This window comes from Rhizobium sp. BK181, from assembly GCF_014193305.1.
In the GTDB taxonomy this organism is placed as follows: domain Bacteria; phylum Pseudomonadota; class Alphaproteobacteria; order Rhizobiales; family Rhizobiaceae; genus Rhizobium.
This window is the reverse complement of sequence record NZ_JACHZA010000002.1, coordinates 47,654-71,343: the sequence shown is the minus strand read 5'-3', so window position 1 is coordinate 71,343 and position 23,690 is coordinate 47,654. Positions and strand designations below refer to the sequence as shown.

General features: G+C 61.2%; 24 protein-coding genes. 12 read left to right on the top strand and 12 right to left on the bottom strand.

Translation table 11 applies throughout. The features are described from left to right. Positions 1-13: 13 nt before the first annotated feature. Positions 14-1,321: a guanine deaminase gene (gene guaD / locus FHT77_RS07800; protein WP_183754036.1), complete on the top strand. Its 1,308-nt coding sequence runs from the start codon at positions 14-16 to the stop codon at positions 1,319-1,321. Between the two features lie 55 nt (positions 1,322-1,376). On the opposite strand, the gene FHT77_RS07795 is transcribed toward guaD, so the two are convergent. Then, positions 1,377-2,270, bottom strand: coding sequence for a LysR family transcriptional regulator (locus FHT77_RS07795; protein ID WP_183754035.1), 894 nt, complete (start codon positions 2,268-2,270; stop codon positions 1,377-1,379). Positions 2,271-2,393: 123 nt separating this feature from the next. On the opposite strand from FHT77_RS07795, the gene FHT77_RS07790 reads away from it, so the two are divergent. The 3 genes from FHT77_RS07790 to FHT77_RS07780 are packed head-to-tail and all read left to right on the top strand — an operon-like array spanning position 2,394 to position 4,561. Then, positions 2,394-2,789, top strand: a complete 396-nt coding sequence (locus tag FHT77_RS07790; RefSeq protein WP_183754034.1) for a cupin domain-containing protein — start codon at positions 2,394-2,396, stop codon at positions 2,787-2,789. A 13-nt stretch (positions 2,790-2,802) separates the two neighbouring features. Then, on the top strand, positions 2,803-3,792 hold the full coding sequence (locus tag FHT77_RS07785) for an aldo/keto reductase (protein ID WP_183754033.1): 990 nt from the start codon (positions 2,803-2,805) through the stop codon (positions 3,790-3,792). Between the two features lie 31 nt (positions 3,793-3,823). Then, positions 3,824-4,561, top strand: coding sequence for an SDR family oxidoreductase (locus tag FHT77_RS07780; protein ID WP_183754032.1), 738 nt, complete (start codon positions 3,824-3,826; stop codon positions 4,559-4,561). A gap of 69 nt (positions 4,562-4,630) precedes the next feature. Here the strand turns inward: FHT77_RS07780 and FHT77_RS07775 are convergent, their stop codons facing one another. Then, the gene (locus tag FHT77_RS07775) at positions 4,631-5,482 is read right to left on the bottom strand and encodes a LysR family transcriptional regulator (protein WP_183754031.1); all 852 of its coding nucleotides are present in this window, start codon (positions 5,480-5,482) and stop codon (positions 4,631-4,633) included. A 94-nt stretch (positions 5,483-5,576) separates the two neighbouring features. On the opposite strand from FHT77_RS07775, the gene FHT77_RS07770 reads away from it, so the two are divergent. Further along, positions 5,577-6,545: a quinone oxidoreductase gene (locus tag FHT77_RS07770; RefSeq protein ID WP_183754030.1), complete on the top strand. Its 969-nt coding sequence runs from the start codon at positions 5,577-5,579 to the stop codon at positions 6,543-6,545. A gap of 76 nt (positions 6,546-6,621) precedes the next feature. Further along, positions 6,622-7,764: an alpha-hydroxy acid oxidase gene (locus FHT77_RS07765; RefSeq protein ID WP_183754029.1), complete on the top strand. Its 1,143-nt coding sequence runs from the start codon at positions 6,622-6,624 to the stop codon at positions 7,762-7,764. Positions 7,765-7,876: 112 nt separating this feature from the next. On the opposite strand, the gene uraH is transcribed toward FHT77_RS07765, so the two are convergent. The 8 genes from uraH to FHT77_RS07725 form a co-directional block, all read right to left on the bottom strand. After that, entirely contained in the window at positions 7,877-8,233 is a 357-nt protein-coding gene (gene uraH / locus FHT77_RS07760; protein WP_183754028.1) for a hydroxyisourate hydrolase, read from the bottom strand. Further along, positions 8,230-8,730, bottom strand: coding sequence for an ureidoglycolate lyase (locus FHT77_RS07755; RefSeq protein WP_183754024.1), 501 nt, complete (start codon positions 8,728-8,730; stop codon positions 8,230-8,232). Before FHT77_RS07755 ends, uraH begins: the two co-directional genes overlap by 4 nt. A 4-nt stretch (positions 8,731-8,734) precedes the next feature. Continuing rightward, positions 8,735-9,097 carry a DUF86 domain-containing protein gene (locus tag FHT77_RS07750; protein ID WP_183754022.1) on the bottom strand — a complete coding sequence of 121 codons (363 nt, stop codon included), beginning with the start codon at positions 9,095-9,097 and terminating at the stop codon, positions 8,735-8,737. Further along, positions 9,094-9,387 (bottom strand): nucleotidyltransferase family protein, encoded by a 294-nt coding sequence (locus tag FHT77_RS07745; RefSeq protein ID WP_183754020.1) that lies wholly within the window; start codon positions 9,385-9,387, stop codon positions 9,094-9,096. The genes FHT77_RS07750 and FHT77_RS07745 overlap by 4 nt, the downstream gene beginning before the upstream one ends. A 52-nt stretch (positions 9,388-9,439) precedes the next feature. After that, positions 9,440-9,937, bottom strand: a complete 498-nt coding sequence (uraD, locus tag FHT77_RS07740) for a 2-oxo-4-hydroxy-4-carboxy-5-ureidoimidazoline decarboxylase (RefSeq protein WP_183754017.1) — start codon at positions 9,935-9,937, stop codon at positions 9,440-9,442. Beyond that, positions 9,937-10,860, bottom strand: a complete 924-nt coding sequence (puuE, locus tag FHT77_RS07735; RefSeq protein ID WP_183754016.1) for an allantoinase PuuE — start codon at positions 10,858-10,860, stop codon at positions 9,937-9,939. Before puuE ends, uraD begins: the two co-directional genes overlap by 1 nt. Positions 10,861-10,959: 99 nt before the next feature. Next, positions 10,960-11,682 (bottom strand): DUF1045 domain-containing protein, encoded by a 723-nt coding sequence (locus FHT77_RS07730; protein WP_183754014.1) that lies wholly within the window; start codon positions 11,680-11,682, stop codon positions 10,960-10,962. Between the two features lie 89 nt (positions 11,683-11,771). After that, complete coding sequence (locus FHT77_RS07725; protein WP_183754012.1) at positions 11,772-12,950, bottom strand: FAD-binding oxidoreductase; 1,179 nt, start codon at positions 12,948-12,950, stop codon at positions 11,772-11,774. Between FHT77_RS07725 and mnmD the strand changes: the two genes are divergently transcribed. Next, positions 12,949-13,665 carry a tRNA (5-methylaminomethyl-2-thiouridine)(34)-methyltransferase MnmD gene (gene mnmD, locus FHT77_RS07720; protein ID WP_183754010.1) on the top strand — a complete coding sequence of 239 codons (717 nt, stop codon included), beginning with the start codon at positions 12,949-12,951 and terminating at the stop codon, positions 13,663-13,665. The genes FHT77_RS07725 and mnmD overlap by 2 nt on opposite strands. Here mnmD and FHT77_RS07715 read toward each other — a convergent pair. Next, positions 13,655-16,510: a response regulator gene (locus FHT77_RS07715; protein ID WP_183754008.1), complete on the bottom strand. Its 2,856-nt coding sequence runs from the start codon at positions 16,508-16,510 to the stop codon at positions 13,655-13,657. The two genes, mnmD and FHT77_RS07715, sit on opposite strands and share 11 nt — an antisense overlap. A gap of 286 nt (positions 16,511-16,796) precedes the next feature. Between FHT77_RS07715 and FHT77_RS07710 the strand changes: the two genes are divergently transcribed. The 3 genes from FHT77_RS07710 to FHT77_RS07700 all read left to right on the top strand — a co-directional run bounded on the left by FHT77_RS07710 (position 16,797) and on the right by FHT77_RS07700 (position 20,065). After that, positions 16,797-17,213 (top strand): hypothetical protein, encoded by a 417-nt coding sequence (locus tag FHT77_RS07710; RefSeq protein ID WP_183754006.1) that lies wholly within the window; start codon positions 16,797-16,799, stop codon positions 17,211-17,213. 332 nt (positions 17,214-17,545) lie between these two features. Continuing rightward, positions 17,546-19,228 carry a DEAD/DEAH box helicase gene (locus tag FHT77_RS07705; RefSeq protein ID WP_183754005.1) on the top strand — a complete coding sequence of 561 codons (1,683 nt, stop codon included), beginning with the start codon at positions 17,546-17,548 and terminating at the stop codon, positions 19,226-19,228. Positions 19,229-19,423: 195 nt separating this feature from the next. Further along, on the top strand, positions 19,424-20,065 hold the full coding sequence (locus FHT77_RS07700; protein WP_183754003.1) for a bleomycin resistance protein: 642 nt from the start codon (positions 19,424-19,426) through the stop codon (positions 20,063-20,065). On the opposite strand, the gene FHT77_RS07695 is transcribed toward FHT77_RS07700, so the two are convergent. Beyond that, a complete protein-coding gene (locus tag FHT77_RS07695; RefSeq protein ID WP_183754001.1) occupies positions 20,062-20,973 on the bottom strand; it encodes a DMT family transporter in 912 nt (303 codons plus the stop codon). The two genes, FHT77_RS07700 and FHT77_RS07695, sit on opposite strands and share 4 nt — an antisense overlap. Positions 20,974-21,328: 355 nt before the next feature. Between FHT77_RS07695 and FHT77_RS07690 the strand changes: the two genes are divergently transcribed. Beyond that, positions 21,329-22,738: a circularly permuted type 2 ATP-grasp protein gene (locus FHT77_RS07690; RefSeq protein WP_183754000.1), complete on the top strand. Its 1,410-nt coding sequence runs from the start codon at positions 21,329-21,331 to the stop codon at positions 22,736-22,738. Then, on the top strand, positions 22,738-23,679 hold the full coding sequence (locus tag FHT77_RS07685; protein ID WP_183753997.1) for an alpha-E domain-containing protein: 942 nt from the start codon (positions 22,738-22,740) through the stop codon (positions 23,677-23,679). The genes FHT77_RS07690 and FHT77_RS07685 overlap by 1 nt, the downstream gene beginning before the upstream one ends. Positions 23,680-23,690 lie beyond the last annotated feature (11 nt).

Sequence of the window (23,690 nt, the reverse complement as noted above, 5' to 3'; positions counted from 1 at the left end):
GAGGTAGAAAGCCATGACACACACCCTTCTTCGCGGCCGCCTCCTCTCCTTCCTGCGCGCACCTCAAGATCTTGGCGATAGCGGTAGCTATCTCTACGAAAGCGATGGCGCCCTGCTGATCAAGGATGGCCTGATCGTTGCCTGCGGCACCTATGACCAGGTCAGCGCGCAAGCCCCGGCCGACGTGGCGACCATCGATCATCGCCCCCACCTGATCACGCCCGGCTTCATCGACATGCACCTGCATTTCCCGCAGATGCAGGTGATCGCCTCCTACGCGGCAAACCTGCTGGAATGGCTAAACACCTACACCTTCCCTGAAGAATGCCGCTTCGTCGAAAGCACGCATGCTCGGCGGATCGCCGGGCATTTCTACGACGAACTCGTGCGCCACGGCACGACGACAGCCGTTGCCTACTGCTCGGTCCACAAGACCTCCGCCGACGCCTTCTTCGCCGAAGCGCTGAAGCGTAACATGCGCATGGTCGGCGGCAAGGTGATGATGGATCGCAATGCCCCGCAGGGTCTGCTCGACACCCCACAGATGGGCTACGACGAGACCCGCCAGATCATCGCCGAATGGCACGGCAAAGGCCGCAACCACGTCGCCATCACCCCGCGCTTCGCCATCACGTCGACGCGGGCGCAGATGGAAGCCACCCAGGCGCTCGCCCGCGAGTTTCCTGACCTGCACATCCAGACGCATCTCTCCGAGAACCACGACGAGATCAAGTTCACCTGCGAGCTCTATCCCGAGGCCATAGACTACACCGATATCTATGCCCGCTACGGCTTGCTCGGCGACAAGACGCTCTTCGGCCACTGCATTCACCTCTCGGATCGCGAGGCCGATGCGATGAGCGAAGCAGGGTCGGTCGCGGTGCACTGCCCGACATCGAACCTCTTCCTCGGCTCCGGTCTCTTCCCGTTGAAGGCGCTCGCACGCCGCGACAAGCCGGTGCGCATCGGCGTCGCCACCGATATCGGCGGCGGCTCCAGCTATTCGATGCTGCGCACCATGGACGAGGCCTACAAGATCCAGCAGCTGCTCGGCGAACGCCTCAACCCGCTGGAAAGTTACTACCACATGACGCTTGGCAACGCCCGGTCGCTGTCGCTTGCCGACCGGATCGGCACGCTCGATGTTGGCTCCGACGCCGATATCGTCGTCCTCAACGCCGCCGCGACGCCCGCCATGGCGCTGAAGATGGAAGTCGTGAAGACGCTGCCGGAGGAACTCTTCCTGCTGCAAACCATGGGCGACGACCGCGCGATCGTGGAAACGTACGTGGCTGGTGTTGCGGCCAAGAGCGCGATCTGAGATTTGCCCGTCGGGGTTGGCATCTGGCCGTACCAGGGGGCGGATTCCGCGCGTCTCACCCTCGATAGCGAAGCGCATTGACCAGCAGGGCGAAGGCTGGAGACGTCTGCCGGCGGCTCGGATAATAGAGATGATATCCGGGGAAAGGCGTGCACCAGTCATCAAGCACGCGAATGAGCCGCCTATCGGACAGAGGCTGTTGCACCAGCGCCTCAGGCACGTACGCCAGACCAAGCCCCGAAAGCGCTGCATTCAGCCGTAGCTGCGCGTTGTTGAACACCAATTGCCCTTCAACGCGCACCTTCACTTCGCGTTCGTCCTTCTCGAACTCCCAGGCGTATACCCCGCCATAGGTCGGCAGGCGAAGGTTGATGCAGTTATGGTCGGTGAGATCGGCAGGCGTCTGCGGCTTCGGCCGCCGCTCGAAATAGGCAGGCGCTCCGACAACAGCCATCCGCATATCAGGCCCGATGCGCACGGCGATCATGTCCTTCGCGACCTGCTCGCCCAGCCGAACGCCAGCATCGTAACGCTCGGCGACAATATCGGTCAGCCCATAGTCGACGATGATCTCGACATTGACATCTGGATAATCAGGCAGCAGCTTCTCCAGCGCCGGCCAGAGCACGGAGTCGGCGGCGTGCTCGCCCGCCGTGATGCGGATCGTACCCGCCGGCTTCTCGCGAAATTCGCTGAGTGCCGCCAGTTCACTCTCGATCTCGTCGAAACGCGGCCCGATCGATCCCAGCAGTCGCTCACCTGCCTCGGTCGGCGACACGCTGCGCGTCGTGCGCGTCAGCAGCCGAAGACCGAGGCGTGTTTCGAGGCCACGGATCGTATGGCTGAGCGCCGATTGCGACACCCCGAGCTTGGCCGCGGCCTTCGTGAAGCTTCTCTCCCGGGCCACGGCCAGAAAGGCGATGAGGTCATTGATCGATTGTCGCGTCATTCATGAATCTCACTCATAAGCTTATGCCGTTTATACCATCTAATCGCAGGAAAGCATCCGCACTAGATCTTCTTCCGAACGTCAGCCGAGCGGCACGCTCCTGAGCTCACGAAAGGACGAAAGATGAAAATCAAGCGAAACGGCTCCGATCCATCCGCCAAGGGACCGGCGGATTATTTCACCGGAACGGTCCGCATCGATGCACGATTCGAGGGGACGGCACCGGCGCGCGTCAGCGGCGCAACAGTGACCTTCGAGCCCGGCGCGCGCACTGCCTGGCACACCCATCCGCTCGGCCAGACGCTGATCGTCCTCTCCGGCGCCGGTCGCGCACAGCGTGACGGCGGACCTGTCGAAGACATCCGTGCAGGCGACATCATCTGGTTCGAACCGGGCGAGAAGCACTGGCACGGTGCATCCGCAACAACTGCCGTGACCCACATCGCGATCGCCGAAGCCCTCGACGGCAAGGTGGTCGACTGGATGGAAAAGGTCAGCGATGAACAATACCAGGGCTAGGAAAGGAAACTCCATGCAAAAGCGCACACTCGGAAAAAGCGGCCTCGAAGTATCCGCCCTCGGCCTCGGATGCATGGGCTTGAGCTACGGCTACGGCCCGGCAACCGACACCGCAGACGCGATCAAATTGATCCGCGCCGCCTTCGAACGCGGCGTTACCTTCTTCGACACCGCGGAAGCCTACGGCCCCTACAAGAACGAAACCCTGCTTGGCGAGGCGCTTGCGCCGTTCCGCGACAAGGTCGTGATCGCCACCAAGTTCGGCTTCAACTTCGGGCCCGATGGCGGCCAGAGCGGCATGAACAGCCGTCCCGCCCATATCAGGGAGGTTGCCGACGCGGCACTGAAGCGCCTCAATACCGACGTGATCGACCTCTTCTACCAGCACCGCGTCGATCCTGACGTGCCGATCGAGGACGTCGCCGGCACGGTCAAGGATCTCATCAGCGAAGGCAAGGTCAAGCATTTCGGCCTTTCCGAAGCGGGCGCCAGAACGATCCGCCGCGCGCATGCGGTGCAGCCGGTCGCCGCCCTGCAGAGCGAATATTCGCTGTGGTGGCGCGAGCCGGAACAGGACATCCTCCCGACGCTCGAGGAGCTAGGCATCGGCTTCGTTCCTTTCAGCCCGCTCGGCAAGGGCTTCCTGACCGGCGCGATCAACGAGGCGACCACCTTCGACAGCAAGGACTTCCGCAACGTCGTTCCGCGCTTTTCCGCCGAAGCTCGCAAGGCCAATCAGGCGCTCGTCGATCGCCTCGGCGAGATCGCCCGCGACAAGGGCGCGACGTCGGCACAGATCGCGCTTGCCTGGCTGCTGGCTCGCAAGCCCTGGATCGTTCCGATCCCGGGCACGACAAAGATGCACCGTCTGGAAGAGAACATCGGCGCCGCAGCCGTGCAGCTGACGGGTGACGATCTTGCAGCCATCGAAACCGCGCTCGCCGACATCAAGGTCGAGGGCGACCGCTATCCGGCACATCTCCAGGCAAGGGTCGACCGCTGAGCGGCGTCGAAGCGAAGGGAAAGGATCTGCCATGACTGACGGTATCAAGAACAAGGTCGTCGTGATCACCGGCGCAAGCAGTGGCCTTGGCGAAGCTGCGGCCCGGCGCCTGGCAAGGGACGGTGCCAAACTCGTTCTCGGCGCCCGGCGTCTCGACCGGCTGAATGCGATCGCTGGTGAACTCGGCCTCGCCTCGGATGCCGTGGTCGAGACCGACGTAACCAAGGTCGACCAGGTCAGACGCTTGGTCGACCACGCCGTTCGGCTGCATGGCCGCATCGATGTCATCATCAACAATGCCGGCCTGATGCCGCACTCTCCGCTGGAGCGCGGCAAGGTCGAGGATTGGGATCGGATGATCGACGTCAACCTCAAGGGCGTGCTCTACGGCATTGCTGCGGCGCTGCCCTATATGAAGGAGCAGAGGAGCGGTCAAATCATCAACGTCTCGTCCGTCGCCGGCCACAAGGTCAATCCGGGTGGCGCCGTTTATGCCGCGACCAAGCATGGCGTGCGTGTGATTTCGGAGGGATTGCGGCAGGAGGTAAAGCCCTACAACATCCGCACGACGATCATCTCGCCGGGCGCCGTTGCCACCGAACTGCCCGACAGCATCACCGAACCTGACGTCGCCGAGCGCGTCCGCAAGGTCTACGAAATGGCGATCCCGGCCGATTTTTTCGCGAGCATGGTGGCATTCGCCATGAGCCAACCGGAGGATGTCGACGTCAACGAGATCCTGTTCAGGCCGACCAGGCAGGAATATTGACATTGAAGGCGGCCGCATCTGGCCGCCTCTCACCACTGACCACCTTTACCCGCGACATGCGCGCAGCTGCTAACTTGACCACGCGATCGATTTCAAGGCGTCCATCACAACCCGGATGACCGGCACGTTGCGGATATCCGCGTGCACGACCAGCCACAGCTCCCGCGTCAGAGGCTGCGGCTGCGGGATCGCCTCGATGAGACCATCGACACCAGCGAGCATGAAATTCGGCAGCATGGCGATGCCACCGCCGGCGCACGCCGCCGCCAGCTGAAATTCCAGCGTCGTGGCCCTTAGCGCCACCTTCCTCCCGTCGGTTGCCTCGGCAAGCCGGATCGACTGCGGTGCGCTCGCCATCGTTTCGTCATAGGCAATGAAGGTTCTCTGCGCCTCCGACGTGGCGGCCAGATAATCAGCGGTGGCATAGAAGCCGAAGCCGATATCTCCGAGCTTGTTGATGACGAAATTGCCTTGCTCCGGCTTCGTCATGCGAACCGCAATATCCGCCTCCCGCCTGTCGAGCGAGGCGTAGCGCGTCTCGCCGACGATGGTGATGCCGATGTCCGGATGCCGGACCCGCAAGGCGACCAGCCCTGCCGGCAGCATTGCCGCCGCAAGGGTCGGTGGCGCGCTGATCCGGACCTCCCCAGCTAGCGTCGCACCTGCGGCAAGCCCCAGCCGCTCGACGGCCTGCGCCTCCAGCCCCATTCGCTCTGCCATCCCGGCGACCCGCTCGCCCTCCGGCGTCAGCACGATGCGGCGACCTCGGCGGTCGACCAGCTTCACACCCATCTGCTCCTCAAGCCCGGCAACCCGACGGGCGACGGTTGCATGCTCCACGCCAAGGTCACGAGCCGCCCCGAGCAACGTCCCGGCGCGAGCGAGCGCCCCAAAATAGCGAAGGCTTTCCCAATCGATCATTGTTCAATTTTTCCCAATCAATGAGAGGTAATAGGGAATTTTCGATCACAACACCATGCGCGATAATGCCGACAACAGCAATCGGAGAGTACCCATGGACAAGGTCGTTACGCTTCTCGCCCCTGGCGGCATCGAACAACTGCAGGTTTCGGAACAGGCGCCCCAGACGCCCGCTGCAGACGAGATCTGCATCCGCCACGACGCAATCGGCATGAACTTCCTAGATATCTACCACCGGCGTGGGCTCTACGCCTTGCCGGCCTATCCCGCTATCCTCGGCGTCGAAGGCGCCGGCACGATCGAAGCGGTGGGCAGCGCAGTCACCGACCTGAAGCCCGGCGACCGCGTTGCCTATGCCGGTGCACCCGTCGGCGCCTATGCCGCAACACGCCTCCTGCCGGCGGCACGCGCCGTCCGCCTGCCCGATAACCTGCCTTCAAAGGTCGTGGCCGCGTCCATGCTGAAGGGGTTGACCGCCTACATGCTGCTGACGAAGACCTATCGCGTCGGGCCGGGAACCACCATCCTCATCCACGCCGCCGCCGGCGGGCTTGGAAGTATTCTCGTGCGTTGGGCAAAACATCTCGGCGCCACCGTCATCGGAACCGTAAGCTCGGAGGAGAAGGCCGATCTCGCCCGCGGCTACGGCACGGACCATCTGATCGTCGGTCGCGATGCCGATCTCGTCGCCGCGGTCGAGGCGCTCACCGACAATGGCGGCGCCGATGTCGCCTATGACGGCATCGGCGCCGGCATGCTTGCAAAATCCATAGCATCCGTCCGTCCGTTCGGCGTCGTGGCGACGATCGGACAGGCGGGTGGGCCGATCCCGCCTGTCGCCGTCGACGCGCTTCGCCCCGGAAAATCGCTGACGCATCCAAGCATCATGGCTTACATCACGGACACTTCGGCTTACCTGACGGCGGCCGAGATCGTGGTCAAAATGCTGGCATCAGGCATCACCGCAACGATCGCCCGCGAATACGCGCTGGAGGAGGCAGCAGAAGCCCAGCAATTCCTCGAAGCGGGGCGTGCCGCAGGCAGCTTGATTCTTGTTCCATAGACGAGGAAAGAGATACACAAAGCCGCGGAAATCATGTTAAGGGCCATGGCGTTATTCAGATGTGAAAGTCTTATCCATGGCCACGCCTCTCACGATCGCCGACCTGAAAACCCTCGCCCAGCGCCGCGTCCCGAAGATGTTTTTCGACTATGCGGATTCCGGCGCTTGGACGGAGTCGACGTACCAGGCGAACGAGAGCGATTTTGCCAAGATCAAGCTGCGCCAACGCGTACTTGTCGACATGACGAACCGCACGCTGGAGACGACGATGATCGGCCAGAAGGTGTCGATGCCCGTCGCCCTTGCGCCCACAGGTTTGACAGGCATGCAACATGCTGACGGCGAGATGTTGGCCGCTCGTGCAGCGGAAGACGCGGGCGTTCCGTTCACCCTGTCGACGATGAGCATTTGCTCGATCGAGGATGTCGCGTCCGTCACGACCAGACCCTTCTGGTTCCAGCTCTACGTGATGCGCGACAAGGATTTCGTGCTCAACCTGATCAACCGCGCCAAGGCGGCGAAGTGCTCGGCCCTCGTGCTGACCGCCGACCTGCAGATCCTCGGCCAGCGCCACAAGGACCTGCGAAACGGCCTCTCCGCGCCGCCGAAGTTTACGCCAAAGCATATTTGGCAGATGGCAACACGCCCCTTCTGGTGCCTGGACATGCTGCAGACGAAGCGCCGCACCTTCGGCAACATCGTCGGCCACGCGAAGAACGTCTCCGATCTTTCCTCGCTCGCCTCGTGGACGGCCGAGCAGTTCGATCCGCAGCTCTCCTGGGCCGACGTTGCCTGGATCAAGGAACAATGGGGCGGTCCGCTGATCATCAAGGGCATCTGTGACGTCGAGGACGCCAAGGCTGCAGCCGAGACCGGTGCCGACGCGATCATCGTCTCCAACCACGGTGGTCGCCAGCTCGACGGCGCCCCCTCTTCGATCAGCATGCTGGAGCCGATCGTCGATGCCGTCGGCCACAAGATCGAGGTCCACTTGGACGGCGGCATCCGCTCCGGCCAGGACGTGCTGAAGGCAATCGCCCTCGGCGCCAAGGGCACCTATATCGGCCGCCCCTTCCTCTATGGCCTCGGCGCCATGGGCAAGGAAGGCGTGACGCTGGCGCTTGGCATCCTCCGCAAGGAGATGGACATCACCATGGCACTCTGCGGCAAGCGCGACATCAACGAGGTCAACTCGTCCATCCTGCTCGGCCGTCAGTAAGAACGAGCTACTACGGCAACCAGCCCGTCACAAGCGCGCCTGGCCAACCCGGGCGGGCGTTCGCCTCCAGAGCGAGGTGGTGCCGCGTCCGCGATCGCCGCAAACCGCATGGTCAGCTGCCGCGATAGGTGGAATAGCCGTAGGGCGAGATTAGCAGTGGCACATGATAATGCGCGCTGAGGTCGGCGATGCCGAAGCGGATGGGCACGAGATCCAGAAACGCCGGGTGCGGCAACGCGACGCCCATCCCGCGCAAATAGTCGCCGGCGTGGAAGTGCAATTCGTAGGTTCCGACCTTGAAGCCATCGCCAACCAGGATCGGGCCGCCGTCGACGCGGCCGTCGGAATTGGTCCGCACGGTCTTGATGTGGTGGCGAAAATCGCCATCCATCTGGAAGAGATCGATCCGTAATCCCTCTGCTGGCTTGCCGGACGCAGTATCGAGAACATGGGTTGTCAGTCCGGTCATAGGCTCGGCTCGCTGATGATGTAAGGGGCTTCGAAAGCGTACTCTTCCAGATTATTGCCGGGGCCGTCGCGGTCGACAACGAGGAAATCGCTGGCAGCACCAAGCGACATCAACGGATGGTGCCAGACGTTGCGGCGATAGTTCACGCCCTGATCGCCACGCGCGAGGAATACGCGGGGACGACCGGGCCTTCCGCCCTCGTCCTCAGAGGCGACGACGAGATAGGGCCGACCCGAGATCGGCGAAAAGCTCTGACTGCCGAACGGATGCCGCTCCATCATGCCGATCTCATACGGAAACGCCCGCGGCTGACCACGAAAGAGATTGATGATGACGCGCGCGCCCTCGCCGACTGCTTCGGCGGCCGCGAGCGCATGGAAACGTTCCGTCGTGCCGTTGTTGATATAACGCATCGTCGCCGGATCGGCTTCGATCACATCACCGAACGGCGCAAAGGCGGATTTGGTCAGGGGAAGGATGTCGAGGAATTGAGGCATGTCGTTATTCGCCTTCGGCGCGCCAATTGCGCACGAGGTCAAGCCTATTGAGCAGATCTGGAACGTCGTCTTTCGCCGTAGCCCAAACCTTGTCGAGGTCGATGTCGAAATAGCCGTGTGCAATACGACTGCGCATCCCGCGCATCGCACCCCAAGGAAACTCCGGGTGTTCCAGCGTAAACTCGGGATGGATCTTTATCAGTTGCGAAGCGATCTCCGAAGCCATCAGGAGGCTCATTCCAACTGCCCGCTGAAGGATAACACTCGCTAGGAACTCTTCCTTGTTGACACCATCGATCATGAGCTGGGCATCGGTCGCGGCTTGCCGCATGCGCTCCAGCAGATAGGGAATTCGCTCCACGCTCATATCGGCTTCGCTTCAGAAAGGACACGCATCCGCACGGCTTCGGGAAAGTCGCCGGGCGTCAACAGATGGATGGATTTGCCGAGCATCATCTGTTCCAAGGCATCCTGTAAGCCGCCTAACGTTAACAATGTACTGCCGGGTAGCGCGTCCACCAGAATATCCAGATCGCTATCAGCCCGATCTTCGCCGCGCGCGACCGAACCGAAGACACGCGGGTTCGCCGCGTTGAAGCGCTTCGTGGCTTCGCGGATCGCCTGCCTGTTCTTCTCCAGCACTTCCGAAGGTTTCATGACGCGACTATAAGTCACGGATGCAAAAGAGAAAAGCACCAGGAATCTTGCGTCAGCGTCCCGGTAGCATAGTTTCCAGCCGCAGGAACGCGATACGCTCGACTTGAGCGGTGGCCGTTTCAAATTCCTCGTCGCTCGTATTGCCGATGCGCTTTTCGAACGCCGCCAGAATATCGTCCTTGTTCAAGCCCTTCACCGCAATGATGAACGGAAAGCCGAACTTCTCAACATACGCGGCATTGAGCTCGGTGAAACGGTCGTGCTCCTGCGCATTCAGCCGGTCGAGCCCGGCGCCCGCCTGCTCCTTCTTGCTGTCCTCGGTCAATTCACCTGCGATTGCGAGGCGTCCTGCAAGATCGGGATGGGCACGCAGCACTCCCAGCCGCTCCTCTGGGCTGGCCGCCCGGAAGATGGCAACGAGCGCCGTGTGGACACGATCAACCGTCAATTCGTCACCGACGAAGCCATCATCATAGGCACGCTCGGCAATGAATGGCGAATGTTCAAAAACACCGCCGTAACGCGATACGAACTCGTCACGCGAAAGCATCAGATCGTCTCCGGCTTGTGGTGGGCATGCCAATGTTGCGCGATCTCGAGACGCCGGGGGATCCACACCTTATCGTGCTTCAGCACATACTCCATGAAGCGCTTCAGCGCCGCAGCGCGGCCAGGACGACCAACGAGGCGGCAATGCAGGCCGACGGACATCATCTTCGGGCTGCCGGCCTTGCCTTCTTCATAGAGCGTATCGAAGGCATCCTTGAGGTAGGTGAAGAACTGATCGCCCGAGTTGAAGCCCTGGGGCGTGGCGAAACGCATGTCATTGGTCTCGAGCGTATAAGGGATGATCAGGAACGGCTCGTCATCGGCACCTTTCACCCAGAACGGCAGGTCGTCGGCATAAGAGTCGGAGGAGTAAAGAAAACCGCCCTCCTCCATGACGAGGCGCAGCGTGTTGTCGGAGGGCTTGCCTTGATACATGCCGTAGGGGCGCTCGCCGGTCAGCTCCGTGTGCAGGCGCACGGCTTCCTGGATATGCTTGCGCTCGACGTCTTCCTGGAAATCCTTGTATTCCAGCCAGCGGTACCCGTGGCTGGCGATTTCCCAGCCAGCCTCCTTCATGGCCGCGACCGCCTCCGGGTTGCGGGCCATGGCAAGTGTTACGCCATAGACGGTTGCCTGAATCTTGAGTTCCGTGAACATCCGCCACAGGCGCCAAAAACCGGCGCGCGAGCCATACTCATAGATCGATTCCATGTTCAGGTTGCGCTGGCTCGGCCAAGCGGCGGCGCCGACGATTTCCGACAACAAATTTTCAGAGGCCGGATCGCCATCGAGAATGCAGCTTTCACCGCCCTCCTCGTAGTTGATGACAAACTGGACTGCCACACGCGCATCGCCCGGCCACTTCGGATCGGGCGTATTGCGTCCATAGCCGACGAGATTGCGCGGATAAGTCTCGGATACCATGAAATCACCTTCCTGAACGTCGGCGAAACGGTAGCATCCGGAGACGGAATGTCGAGACGGAAAGTACGCAACAGAGTTTTGCCTTTGCGGCACAAAGCCTTAGGCAAGCGCCGGAACACGATCCCTCCGGGCGCTGACTTTGCCCATCGGGTGCAACGAATGCACCCGAAACGGTCCGCCATTCCCCTCTTCGATCATCAAGGCAACGTTGGCGACCTTGACGGGATCGACAAGCACTGGCTCGAAAACGTTGCGAAGCGCGTGCTCGACCCGTGGGATATCGCAATGACTGACAGGGCCGGTCAGCGGCATGTGAAACCGAAACTCGTCCATCACATAGGGGCTTCCCCAGCGGTGCAGATTGGTGAACTGCGCCGCCGACAGACCGCCCGGATCCGTCCGCTCGATCTCCGCTTCACTCAGCGGCGCGCGGAAGCGGTCAAACTGCTGGACAACGGAAGAGGCAAGATAGTGGACGTGCTCGCAGGGCAGCGATGGAGCGAGACTGTAGAATGAACCGAGCCGCGCCACCTCCAGCCTATTGATATGAAACGGCGTCAGCGTGCCGCAGAAGCGCATAAGATCACGCAGAAGTTGCGCCTCTGTCACATCTGCTGCCAGGCGGAAGGGGGCCTTCAGAACACCTTGAAAGCCATAGCGGCGCGGCATCGCCGTATGGAAGGCGATTTCGTGAATGCTCAGGCCGCGAATCGCGGTTGGCTCAACCATCTCGCCGGAAAACACGTTCCGACCCAACCAATTTGCAGCCACATGCGAGAGCGGGTCGCTCGCAGCGGGCGTAAAGCAAATGGCATAGCGCATCAAATCTCCTCCGTCGGCGCGGCGATTGCGCTAGCTGATAGGTGATTTGCGTGACAGATTAACGAAAGGCAGGAAATGCTAATTCACGTTTAGCGTGAAGCCACATGAATGTGATGGGCAAGCAGGAAGCTTTCAGGCAGCGCAAAGGGCGGCTGCATGCCGGCCGCGAAATGGACGGCAGCCGCCGCAAGACGGTGCGCCAGGCCGAAGCTGACCTTGAAGCCGCCAGTTAGTGCGATCAGACTACCGTGGTCGGGGTGTACGCCGATCATCGGATCGCGATCGATCGCCTTGGGCCGCAAGCCGGCCCACCGTTCAAGCACAGGCGCTCCTTGCAATGCCGGCACCAGTTGTCCAGCTGCTTCAAGCAACCCATCAAGCTGTCCATCGGTCGAGAACGGCTCGTCGAAGCGATTCTCGCTCGTGCTGCCGACCGCGACGTGACCGCCCTCGTGCGCAACGACATACAATCCATCACGAAAAATCGTCGGCATGGAGGGATCCACATCGACTTTGAACAACGCCGCCTGCCCTTTGACTGGCTGGCCAAGTGGCTTCGCAAGACCGTGGGAATGGCGCTCCAGCACCGGAAAGGAGTGATGGCCGGCTGCGACAATGCAATGGCCGAAAGCAATCTCACCTCTGGTAGTCATCGCAACGTTGCGGTCAAGATCGAGATCATCAAGCGCAAGCTGTTCGACGATCCGCACATGCCGCGCATCGCGCAACGCGGCCGCCAGGACCGCGATGAGCGAGCGTGGGGCAACTCTGGCGGCAAGCGTGTCATAGACAAATCCGCTTTCGCCAGCCGCTGCATCGACCCAGGTCTCCTGGGGAGGCCTGTCGAGCACATGCCAGTGGAAATGCCGCTCCCCAGCTATCCAGCGCGCTTCCGCGTCCCGGGAATGGCCAAGCGCGATTTCGCGCAGATGCGGCTTCGGCAGCGGAATGAGGCGCCCCGAGCGCCGGTAGCCGGCGGAAAGGCCGGTCTGCTGTTCTAGCGCCGCGATCTCTGCTTCCAATGAAACAAGGGAATCGAACTGAAACTGCTTCTTGGCATTCCATTTGTCCGGCATATGCGGCATCAGCGCCCCGAGCAGGCCGCCACTGGCGCCTTGGCCAAGCCGACCAGTTTCGACGAGCATGGCATCAATGCCCAAGCGTTCCGCATGAATCGCAGCCCATAGCCCGATAATCCCGCCGCCGACGATCAGCAGCGCAGTCGATGATTGACCGGAAGACGATGCCGGACTATCGGCTTGTGGCATGACAGATACGGATCCCGAACTAAGTGCTGGCGCCCATCAACCGCTTGAGTGGCGCGACGGCGATATGCCCTATTCACCGGCCTTTGGCGACCACTTTTATTGCCAGACAGACGGCCGGCTGGAGTGTGGACACGTCTTCCTCGCCGGCAACGGCCTGCCGCAACGTTGGCAGGACCAAAGCCATTTCCTGATCGGCGAACTCGGTTTTGGCACGGGTCTGAACTTTGCCGAGACATGGCGGCAGTGGAAACTCCACCGGCTCACTGGGCAGCAGCTCCACTTCATGTCGTTCGAGCTCTACCCAATGCGGCGGGTGGAAATCGACCGTGCGCTTTCGCATTGGGCCGAAATAGATGCCGAACGGCTGGCCTTGGCCGCGGCTTGGCCGGAAACACCAACGGCAACGATCTCCTTGCGGCTGGATGACCAAACATCACTCAGCGTCGTCTGCGGTCGCGCTCTCGAAGGGGTTGGAACTGCCCAGGCAGGCTTTGATGCCTGGTACCTCGACGGCTTCGCCCCCTCGCGCAATGCCGACATGTGGTCCGTGGAATTGATGAACCTCGTCTGTGAAAAGACAAAGACCAACGGAACCTTTGCGACCTATGCCGCCGCCGGCTTTGTCCGGCGCAACCTGATCGCGGCGGGCTTCACGGTGGAACGCCGCAGCGGCTTCGCCGGAAAGCGCGAGATGCTCTGCGGCGTCAAATCCTAGAGTAGCCCGCCGAGCCTACCTCTTGCTCGTTCCTCCCCAGCCACAATTCCAATTTCTCCTGGAGCAACTCAGGGCTGATCGGCTTCGACATGTAGTCATCCATGCCTGCCTCGATACAACGCTCGCGGTCGGCGTCCAGCGCATGCGCCGTGACCCCGATGATCGGCACGCGATGGCCATTTCCGCGCTCTCTTTCGCGTATCGCGCGCGTCGCATCATGGCCGTTCATCACGGGCATCGAAACATCCATCATGATAATCCGCGGCCTATGGCGGCCCCAGGCCTCGACGGCCTCTCGGCCGTTGCTTACGACAAGAAAGCTGAGGCCGGTTTCCTGCAATATCTGCGTGAAGACAATCTGGTTCACTTCATTGTCTTCCGCGACCAGCACGTCGATGAAGTCCGCCGGCGTTCTTCCTTCCGCCACAGGAGGCATGGACGTAGCGATCTCCTGACTCGCAGGCGAAACGGCCGCCGTCGCGGTCTTCTTCATTCTGCTTGCGCGAACGACGTCGACGATTGTGTTCCGCAGGACATTGGCCCGCGCCGGTTTCATCAGATAGGCTTGGCCGCTAAGGGCCGCGAACTCTTTCTCTGTACCGGAAATGTCCATCGAGGTCAGAAAGATGATCGACAGACGTTCGAAGCGGCTGTCGGCACGCAGCTTTCGCGCGATCTCAGCACCGTTCATACCGGGGATCTGATAGTCGAGCACGATCGCATCGATCTCGATGCCAAGCTCATCCGCCATATCGAGGATGGCAAATGCCCCTGGACCATCCTCGGCAGCCGCGCCATCGAAACCCCACAGAGCCAATTGCTCGGTCAATATCTGGCGGTTGACAGTGTTGTCGTCGACGAGGAGGACGCGCGCGCCCCTGACATTCACAGGCAGTGGTTTGGCAACCGGTCGCGCCGCAGCAACGACGAACGGCAGGTTCACCGTAAAGACCGAACCCTCCCCCGGCTGACTGTCCACTTCGAGATAGCCGCCGAACAGGTCGACCAGCCCCGCGGTGATCGCAAGTCCAAGTCCGGTTCCTTCGTGGCGTCGTGTCGAGGATGAGTCAATCTGCGAGAACTTGTCGAAAATGGACTCCAGCTTATCGCGCCGAATACCAATGCCGGTATCCTCGATCCGAACACACGCCATGATTTCGTCTTCAGCGCCCGGTGTGAAGCCTACGTCCACCAGAACGTGGCCGCGCTCGGTGAATTTCACTGCGTTGCCGACGAGATTGGTGATGATCTGGCGGAACCGGCCCGCATCGCCAATCACTGCGGAAGGCAAATCGGGGGCCGCGCGAACCAACAGCTCGATGTTTTTTTCCGCGGCCGGCGACGACAGGAGGGTCGCGACGTCCTCGATCGCCTCGACCAAATCGAACGTCGTGCGCCGGAGGGTCATCTGCCCCGCATCGATCTTCGAGAAGTCGAGAATATCATTGATGATCGTCACCAGCGCATTGCCCGATTTGACGATGATGTCGACAAAGGTTTTCTGACGGGTATCGAGATCGGTCTTCGCCAGCAATTCAGCCATGCCGAGAACGCCGTTCATCGGCGTGCGGATTTCATGGCTCATGTTGGCGAGGAACTCCGACTTGACGCGATCGGCGGCCTCAGCACGCGACAGCAGACGCTTGAGTTCCGCCTCGCGCTGCTTCGCTTCGGTGACGTCGGTGAACAGTGCGATCCAATGCTGCCGCTCGCTGATGGTAGCGTCCAGGTTGACCCACCGCTCTCCGGCGATATGGAACGGTGTTGAGATCGGCTTCTTGGCGGCGATGTTGTCGCGCCAACCGGTAAGGATCTCGTCCTCCTGACCATGGAAATCTCCTCGTTTGGCGCAGAATTGGAAGAGATCGATCCATCCCCGGCCAACGGCAAGGTATTCCGGCGGGATGGCAAGGATGTCGCTGAGCGGGTCGCTGGCGAGTAGGATAGTGCCGTCCTGAACAATCAAAAGACCCTGCGACATCGCTCGCGTCGCGTCATCCATCAAGTCACCGAGACGCGCGAGAGCCGCCCGCGTCTCATGGATTTCTTTCTCGCGCTGACGGACAGCAGTGACATCGGCATAGGACAGCAGCACGCGGCCGTTGGAAAGCCGGCGCCCCTCGAAGAGAACCCGCTTGCCATTGACCCAGCCGAGCTCCACCGGCTGCTCTTGTTCCGCAGCGACAAAATGTGCCTCGCGTCGGGCAAAAATCTGCTCCGGCGTCAGCCTGTCACCGTACCGTCCGAGCTGGTGGTTGCGACGGATGACGTCGATGAAGGCCCAGCCGTCGAATCGGTCGTCGCGCGGCAGATCCCAGACCTCGTAGAACTCGTCGTTGGCGTAGAGAACGTCACGCGCGTCGTCGAGGATCATGACGCCGACAGGAAGAGCGCGGAGAATGCTTTGCAGGTCCTCGGCCAGAGCCTGGCTGCGTGCTACCTCGGATGCCAATGGTGTCGGAATGGCGATCGACGGGTCGCCATTGTTGCGTGGAACCTTCCTTTCGAAGATGCCTAGGACATAAACGCGGCCTTCGGACGGCGAGAAGCTCTCGATCCGCGCACGCCGGTGCTCGACGCCGCCAGCGTCGAAACAAACAGCGCTTTCCTCGCTTGCGAAGACGAGAGCGCGCCTCTCCTTGTCCTCGCGAGTCTCCTCTTCCGGTGTTTCGATAAGTTCGCGGCTGCGGCGACCGATGAAATCGGAGATCGCCTTTCCGAAGAAGGACGCATAAGCCTCGTTGACTGCCACATAGCGCAGCTCGCTGTTCTTGACGTAGGCCGGGCAATCCAGATCCGCGATCCGGCGGCAGGCCAGTTCGAGAAGGTCCCCGTCCGCCGTCAACACTGTTCCCCGGTCAAGAGTGGCTTGTTCATCGAACGACAATAGACGAACCCTCTTTAACAACGCATTAACCATGATTCCCCGGCGGCGGAGAATAGGTCGCAAGCTTTCCAAACCCGGTCATCGATCGCCATCGTCCGCCGATGCGGACGGGGCAAGCAAACATCTCGGAACTGTGGTATAGTTTCACTCGTTTCTACGAGGAACTCGTTCAGTTGGCCCGTATACCCGAACGGTTTCGCCTGACGGCTTCGAGAATAGGCTTCGTCTACGAAAGGAGACGATCATGTCCGTACTTCATAAAAGCATGGCGGCGGGCTTCATGGCATTGACCCTGGCGAGTGCGCCCGTCATCCCGGCAGCGCCTGCAAACGCCAACAGCGACTTCTGGGGCGGCGTCGCCGCTGGAGCCGTCGGCGGCATCCTGTTGTCGCAAGTTGCACGCCCCTACCCGTATTACGGCGGCGGCTACTACCCCGGACCTTACTACGGCGGCGGCTATTACAGACCGTATTATCGGCCCAATTACGCATACGGGACATATTATGGTGGGTACAGGCCCTACTACCGCCCGTACTATAGGCCTTACTATCGGAGCTATTACCGGCCCTATTACTCGCGGTCCTACTACGCGCCGCGCTGCCATATCGAATGGCGTCGCAGCGGCTGGGGCGAAGCCTACAGGACAAGGGTCTGCTACTGATATCCGCACTGGGCTGGGGGCGTCACCGCCCCCTTTTGCTGATGATCCATCAGTAGGTCCCCTTGACTTTTCCCCTGAACTAGACCAAATGCAGGCCAGCTTTCACCTTCCGGCCGCCGCGTGAGCGTGCCCCTGCCAGTAAATAGGATGCAGGAAGAAGGGCAAAAGCGCATTTCGAATAGACCGCACCCCAAGACGCGGCAGAAGCGCTGGAAAGCTTTTTCCAACAAGACAAGTTCCCACTTCACGCGGGGTTCTTGACGCCAGAATGACACCGGGCCGCATTTTGCGACCCGGCCGATTTTTTTGGCGCGCCCTAAAAAGGTTATGACTTGACCAATTTTGAATCGCTTGGCATCTCCAAGCCGATCGTCGCCACACTTTTCCAGCTCGGCATCGAAACGCCGACCCCCATTCAGGAAAAGGCGATCCCGCTTCTACTCGAAGGCCGCGACCTTATCGGCCTTGCCCAGACCGGCACCGGCAAGACGGCCGCCTTCGGCCTGCCGATCATCGAAAAGATCATCCCTGAAGAGCGGCGTCCGGACAACCGGACAACCCGTACGCTGATCCTCGCCCCGACCCGCGAACTGGTGAACCAGATCGCCCAGAACCTGAAGAACTTCCTGCGCAAATCGCACCTGCGCATCAACGTCGTTGTCGGCGGCGTCTCGATCAACAAGCAGCAGCTGCAGCTTGAAAAGGGCACCGACATCCTCGTTGCCACGCCCGGCCGCCTACTTGACCTCGTCGCCCGCCGAGCCATCGGCCTGACCGCCGTACGCTACCTCGTTCTCGACGAGGCCGACCAGATGCTCGACCTCGGCTTCGTGCACGACCTGCGCAAGATCGCCAAGATGGTGCCGAAGAAGCGCCAGACGATGCTGTTTTCGGCAACCATGCCGAAGTCGATCGCCGATCTCGCCGGCGAATACCTGACGGACCCGGTCACCGTCGAAGTGACGCCTCCGGGCAAGGCCGCCGACAAGGTCGAACAGTATGTTCACTTCGTCAACGGCAAGAATGACAAGACGGACCTCCTGAAGAAGTCGCTCACCGAAAACCCTGACGGACGCGCCATCGTCTTCCTGCGCACCAAGCACGGCGCGGAGAAGCTGATGAAGCACCTCGACCACGTCGGCTATTCCGTCACCTCCATCCATGGCAACAAGAGCCAGGGCCAGCGCGAGCGCGCCCTCAAGGCCTTCCGTGACGGCGACGTCAAGACGCTGATCGCAACCGACGTCGCGGCCCGCGGCATCGACATCCCTGCTGTCAGCCACGTCTACAACTACGATCTGCCGGAAGTACCGGACGCCTATGTCCACCGCATCGGCCGTACCGCCCGCGCCGGCCGCGACGGTATCGCGATCGCCTTCTGCGCACCGGATGAAACCCGCCTCCTGCGGGATATCGAACGCCTGATGAACATCAACATCGCGGTCGCAAGCGGTGACGCGCCTGCCAACATGAACGCGACTCCCCGTCGCGGCAACGGCAATGGCGGCAATCGCGGCCAGGGTCGCGGTGGTGAGAACCGTGGTGGTGAGAACCGTGGCGGCGAGCGTCGTGGCGAAGGCCATCGTGCAGGTGGCCGCCCGGAGCGTCGCCCGCGCCCTGAAGCCGGTGACGAAGTCCGCGCCAACAACGAGGAGCGCCGCGAGCGTCGTCCCCGTCCGGAGCGCCAGACCCAGCGCAATGAAGACTTCCGCGGCCAGCGCCGTGGCGAGGCTACGCCGATGACGTCAGGCCCCGACAACGATCTGGCGGCAACGTCGGACTTCCGTCCGGCCCGCAAGCCGCAGCGCCCGCAGCATGGCAACCATGCCAACGGCGAGAACCGGCATCATCCCGGCGGTGGCGCCCGCAATGCGCACGGTCGCCCGGCCCGCAAGCACGGCGAAGATCGTGGTGCGCAGGCTCACGGTGGCGGCGAGCGTCGCGAAGGCAATAGCGGCAACCGTCGCGGCGGTCCGTCGCGCGGTGGCAACGGCCAGCGTCGCGAACGCGCCTAATTCTAAAGAAAGGGCGGGAGAAATCCCGCCCTTTGCAATACGCGTCTCACCGCGCCAAAGCGATCTCACAATCCTGCCTTGTGGCAATCGGCCCGCTGCATTAGCATGTTGGTGCTGCTGTAGGGCGCGTCGGCTTCGGGCCGGAGGGGCATTGCCCGCCTACGTACGACAAAGTCAAACGTAGGCCGCGCGCCCATGCCAAATATCGAAAACCTCAGAAAACAAGCCAAGTCGTACCTGCGATGGCATCGCGAACGGTACTATCCCGTTGCGGCCCAGATCAGGTGGATCCTGCCGAGATATCGGGATCAAAGCGATCGAGAGATATTGGACGCCGACTTCAAGCTCAGCGACGCACAGGAGCTTGTTGCCCGAAAGCATGGCTTTGCGGATTGGCCCGCACTGATCAAAGGGATCGAAACCGTGACGAAATCGACAGCATCGGACAACAGACGTCCGTTCGTCCTCTCCGCGGAGCCGCAACTCTTCGTCTCTGATATCAACGTTTCATGCCAGTTCTATGTTCGGAAACTGGGTTTTGAAGTGGCTTTCCAATACGGAGAGCCGCCATTTTATGCCCAGGTGTTTCGCGACGGCGCACGCCTGAACCTGCGAAAGGTCGGCGCGCCTGTCTTCGACACAGGCTTCAGAGCGCGAGAAGTCGACGCCCTCTCTGCAACGTTGACGATCGATGATCCGAAGCAGTTGTTCCTGGAATATCAGGCCGCCGGCGCCCCATTCCATCAGCCTCTGCGGGCCGAGCCATGGGGCGCCCGCACCTGCATCGTGCAGGACCCCGATGGAAACCTTATCGCCTTTTCAGGCGAGGCTACCTAGGCCCGCTGCAGCTCGGTCGTATCGTGTGGAGCGACCTTCGCTGGTCGGTTTGTCAAATAGACGCCCGTCACGACGACGATGGTGCCGAGGATCAGCGGAAGCGTCAGCGGCTCACCGAAGGCAATGAAGGCCTCGAGCGCCACCGTCGGCGGCATCAGATAGATGAGCGATGCCGCCCGCGACACCTGACCGCGGCGGATGAGATAGAGTAGCAGCCCAACGCCGCCCATCGACAGCCCGAAGACCGACCAGGTGAGCGCCGCGATGGCCTGTGCCGATCCGTCGAAATGCATGCGCTCGAATGTAAGCATCAGCGGCAACGTGACGATCAGCGCACCGACATATTGCAGCGTGGCGATCGGCAGGAGGTTGCCGGTCTGCAAACGCTTCTTCTGATAAAGCGTCCCGTAGGTGACGGAGCCCATGGCCATGAGGTTGATTGCCAGCGGCACGGCGGCATGCGCCAGATCGGCCGTCGCCGGATCGAGGAGCTTCGGCGATATCGCAATCGCAATGCCGAGGAAACCAAGCACTAGCCCTGCCTTCTGGATTCCCTGCAACCGCTCGCCGACAAGCAGCGGTGCGGCCATCGCCGTCAACAGCGGCTGCAGCGCAGCGATAATGCCCGATATGCCGGCCGGCACGCCGTTGGCAATCGCCCACCAGAGGCCAGCCAGATAGAAGCCGTGCAGGAAAAGGCCCGAGTAGACCGCCCTAAAGGCGACCGCCCTGCCCGGCCATGCGGCGCGCATGGCGAGGCAAAGCCCCAGGAATGCCAGCCCCGACAGCGCATAGCGTACGGCAAGAAAGGTGAAGGGCTCCGAATGGATAGCAGCATATTTCGCTACGACCCAGCCGGTCGACCAGAGCAGGACAAAGATGGCGGGAGCGAAGCGATCGAGCGACATGAAGCAATCCTGGGGCAACGGATGGGGCGCTGATAGCCGACCGACGGCCCCTTCGTCAAAAGCGAAGCGTTGATGCTTACCTGAAGTTTCGTTGATCGTCGCGCAGTCGGCCGCTGAGCGGGCGCGGGCCGAAAATGAATCGAACGCCGATCTGAAAATAGCCAGATGCTTACATTTTGAGCGACTGCCGGGCACCAATGGCGGCGGGACCTAGGTGCGACTTCCGTAAACGCCCAGTTTTTCGACTCTTTTTATCGCTTCCGAGGATTTTACGAATCTCACCTTCAAACTGTGCATGGTTCTTGCATTGCCATTTGCGTTGTATTCAAATGAAGAAAAAAGGGGAGCCACACCTTTGGCATTTGATGAAATGATCACCGGGGGCGAAAGTCCGCGAGAGCCATATGAAAAATACTTTGAGTGGTACAGTAACCAAGATCGGGCGCATCTGATCGCCAAGAGCCGGGATGCGGAGAACATCTTCCGAAAGACCGGCATTACCTTCGCTGTCTACGGACACGCAGACTCCTCCGAAAAGCTCATTCCGTTCGACATCATCCCCCGTATCATTTCCGGTCGCGAATGGCGCAAACTCGCCCAGGGCATCGAGCAGCGCGTGATCGCCCTCAACGCCTTCCTCGATGACATCTACCACAAGCAGGAAATCATCCGCGCCGGCCGTATTCCGCGCGGACTGATCGAGAGGAACGATGCCTTCCTGCCCGAGATGATCGGCTTCCGGCCGCCGGGCGGCGTTTACACCCACATCGTCGGCACCGATATCGTGCGCACCGGCGAGGATGAATTCTATGTGCTGGAAGACAATGCCCGCACGCCGTCCGGTGTCAGCTATATGCTGGAAAACCGGGAAACGATGATGCAGATGTTTCCGGACCTGTTTCATGCCAACAAGGTTCGGCCGGTCGAGGACTATCCCTATCTGCTGCGCCAGAGCCTGGCATCGCTTGCGCCTCCTGGCTGCAAGGGCAAGCCGCGCGTCGCTGTGCTGACGCCCGGCATCTACAACTCCGCCTATTACGAGCACTCGTTCCTGGCTGACACAATGGGAGTCGAGCTTGTCGAAGGCTCGGATCTGCGTGTCATCGATGGCAAGGTGAAGATGCGCACGACCCGGGGCTACGAGGCGATCGACGTGCTCTATCGCCGCGTCGACGACGACTTCCTCGATCCCCTCACCTTCCGGCCGGATTCGGCGCTCGGTATTCCCGGCATCATGGATGTCTATCGCTCCGGCAACATCACCATCGCCAATGCGCCGGGCACCGGCATATCGGACGACAAGGCGATCTACTCCTATATGCCGGAGATCGTTGAGTTCTATACCGGACGCAAGCCGATCCTCGAAAACGTCCCGACCTGGCGCTGCTCCGAACCGCAAAGCCTCAAGTACGTGCTCGAGCACCTCGAGGAACTGGTGGTAAAGGAAGTCCATGGCTCCGGCGGCTACGGCATGCTGGTCGGCCCGACGGCGACCAAAAAGGAACGCGCCGATTTTGCCGAGAAGCTGAAGGCCAAGCCCGCCAACTATATCGCGCAGCCGACGCTTTCGCTCTCGACCGTGCCCATTCTCGTCAACAAGGGAATTGCGCCGCGCCACGTGGATCTGCGCCCCTATGTTCTCGTCTCTGACAAAGTGCAGATCATCCCGGGCGGATTGACACGCGTGGCCCTGAAAGAGGGTTCGCTGGTTGTCAATTCCAGCCAGGGCGGCGGCACGAAAGATACCTGGGTATTGGAGGACTAATGCTCGGAAGAACTGCAAACGGACTCTACTGGATGTTCCGTTACATCGAGCGCGCCGAAAACATCGCGCGCCTTATCGATGCCGGCCTGCGCATGTCGCTGACCAGAAGCGGAACCGGTGACGACGACTGGGACGGCGTCCTGCAAAGTGCTGGCGTCCGGGAGACCTTTGACGAGGGCCACAGCAAGCTGACGAGCGCCGATGCCATCGACTACTTGCTGCGCGACCGCACCAATCCGTCGAGCGTCATGTCCTGCGTCGACTACGGGCGAAACAACGCCCGCATGGTGCGCACGGCACTGACCAGGGAAACCTGGGAAGCGACGAACGAGTTCTGGATCGAACTCAAGTCCCTCCTTTCGAAGCGGCTGAAGCCGGCGGAGCTTCCGGAAGCGATCGATGCCATCAAGCATCGCGCCGGGCTGATCCGTGGCGCCTTCCATGGCTCCATGCTCAGAAACGAGCTCTACAATTTCGCCCGTATCGGCACCTTCATCGAGCGCGCCGACAATACCAGCCGCATTCTCGACGTGAAGTACTACGTACTCCTGCCGTCGGTCTCCGCTGTCGGGACGTCGATCGACAACATCCAGTGGGAATCCATCCTGCGCTCCGTCTCCGCGCACCGGTCCTACAGCTGGGCCTATGACGGCGAGTATCGCGCGATGAATATCGCGGACTTCCTCATCCTCAACGGCCAGATGCCGCGTTCGCTCGCCTACTGCTACGAAAAGATCGTCAGCGAGCTCGGCTATCTCGCCAAGGACTACGGCGAACGGCTGCCGGCGCACGACACTGCCGATTCCATCCGCACGACGCTGCAAACTCGTGCCATCAAGGAGATCATGGATCAGGGCTTGCATGAGTTTCTGGAAGATTTCGTCACACGCAACAACCAGCTCGGCATGGAAATTTCCGACGGTTACCGGTTCTATGCATAGGCGGGCACGAC

What these genes read in the sequence shown, in the direction of transcription:
- guaD (WP_183754036.1), top strand. Translation starts at nt 14, where the DNA reads ATGACACACACCCTTCTTCGCGGCCGCCTCCTCTCCTTCCTGCGCGCA.
- FHT77_RS07795 (WP_183754035.1), bottom strand. Translation starts at nt 2,270, where the DNA reads ATGACGCGACAATCGATCAATGACCTCATCGCCTTTCTGGCCGTGGCC.
- FHT77_RS07790 (WP_183754034.1), top strand. Translation starts at nt 2,394, where the DNA reads ATGAAAATCAAGCGAAACGGCTCCGATCCATCCGCCAAGGGACCGGCG.
- FHT77_RS07785 (WP_183754033.1), top strand. Translation starts at nt 2,803, where the DNA reads ATGCAAAAGCGCACACTCGGAAAAAGCGGCCTCGAAGTATCCGCCCTC.
- FHT77_RS07780 (WP_183754032.1), top strand. Translation starts at nt 3,824, where the DNA reads ATGACTGACGGTATCAAGAACAAGGTCGTCGTGATCACCGGCGCAAGC.
- FHT77_RS07775 (WP_183754031.1), bottom strand. Translation starts at nt 5,482, where the DNA reads ATGATCGATTGGGAAAGCCTTCGCTATTTTGGGGCGCTCGCTCGCGCC.
- FHT77_RS07770 (WP_183754030.1), top strand. Translation starts at nt 5,577, where the DNA reads ATGGACAAGGTCGTTACGCTTCTCGCCCCTGGCGGCATCGAACAACTG.
- FHT77_RS07765 (WP_183754029.1), top strand. Translation starts at nt 6,622, where the DNA reads ATGGCCACGCCTCTCACGATCGCCGACCTGAAAACCCTCGCCCAGCGC.
- uraH (WP_183754028.1), bottom strand. Translation starts at nt 8,233, where the DNA reads ATGACCGGACTGACAACCCATGTTCTCGATACTGCGTCCGGCAAGCCA.
- FHT77_RS07755 (WP_183754024.1), bottom strand. Translation starts at nt 8,730, where the DNA reads ATGCCTCAATTCCTCGACATCCTTCCCCTGACCAAATCCGCCTTTGCG.
- FHT77_RS07750 (WP_183754022.1), bottom strand. Translation starts at nt 9,097, where the DNA reads ATGAGCGTGGAGCGAATTCCCTATCTGCTGGAGCGCATGCGGCAAGCC.
- FHT77_RS07745 (WP_183754020.1), bottom strand. Translation starts at nt 9,387, where the DNA reads ATGAAACCTTCGGAAGTGCTGGAGAAGAACAGGCAGGCGATCCGCGAA.
- uraD (WP_183754017.1), bottom strand. Translation starts at nt 9,937, where the DNA reads ATGCTTTCGCGTGACGAGTTCGTATCGCGTTACGGCGGTGTTTTTGAA.
- puuE (WP_183754016.1), bottom strand. Translation starts at nt 10,860, where the DNA reads ATGGTATCCGAGACTTATCCGCGCAATCTCGTCGGCTATGGACGCAAT.
- FHT77_RS07730 (WP_183754014.1), bottom strand. Translation starts at nt 11,682, where the DNA reads ATGCGCTATGCCATTTGCTTTACGCCCGCTGCGAGCGACCCGCTCTCG.
- mnmD (WP_183754010.1), top strand. Translation starts at nt 12,949, where the DNA reads ATGACAGATACGGATCCCGAACTAAGTGCTGGCGCCCATCAACCGCTT.
- FHT77_RS07725 (WP_183754012.1), bottom strand. Translation starts at nt 12,950, where the DNA reads ATGCCACAAGCCGATAGTCCGGCATCGTCTTCCGGTCAATCATCGACT.
- FHT77_RS07710 (WP_183754006.1), top strand. Translation starts at nt 16,797, where the DNA reads ATGTCCGTACTTCATAAAAGCATGGCGGCGGGCTTCATGGCATTGACC.
- FHT77_RS07700 (WP_183754003.1), top strand. Translation starts at nt 19,424, where the DNA reads ATGCCAAATATCGAAAACCTCAGAAAACAAGCCAAGTCGTACCTGCGA.
- FHT77_RS07695 (WP_183754001.1), bottom strand. Translation starts at nt 20,973, where the DNA reads ATGTCGCTCGATCGCTTCGCTCCCGCCATCTTTGTCCTGCTCTGGTCG.
- FHT77_RS07685 (WP_183753997.1), top strand. Translation starts at nt 22,738, where the DNA reads ATGCTCGGAAGAACTGCAAACGGACTCTACTGGATGTTCCGTTACATC.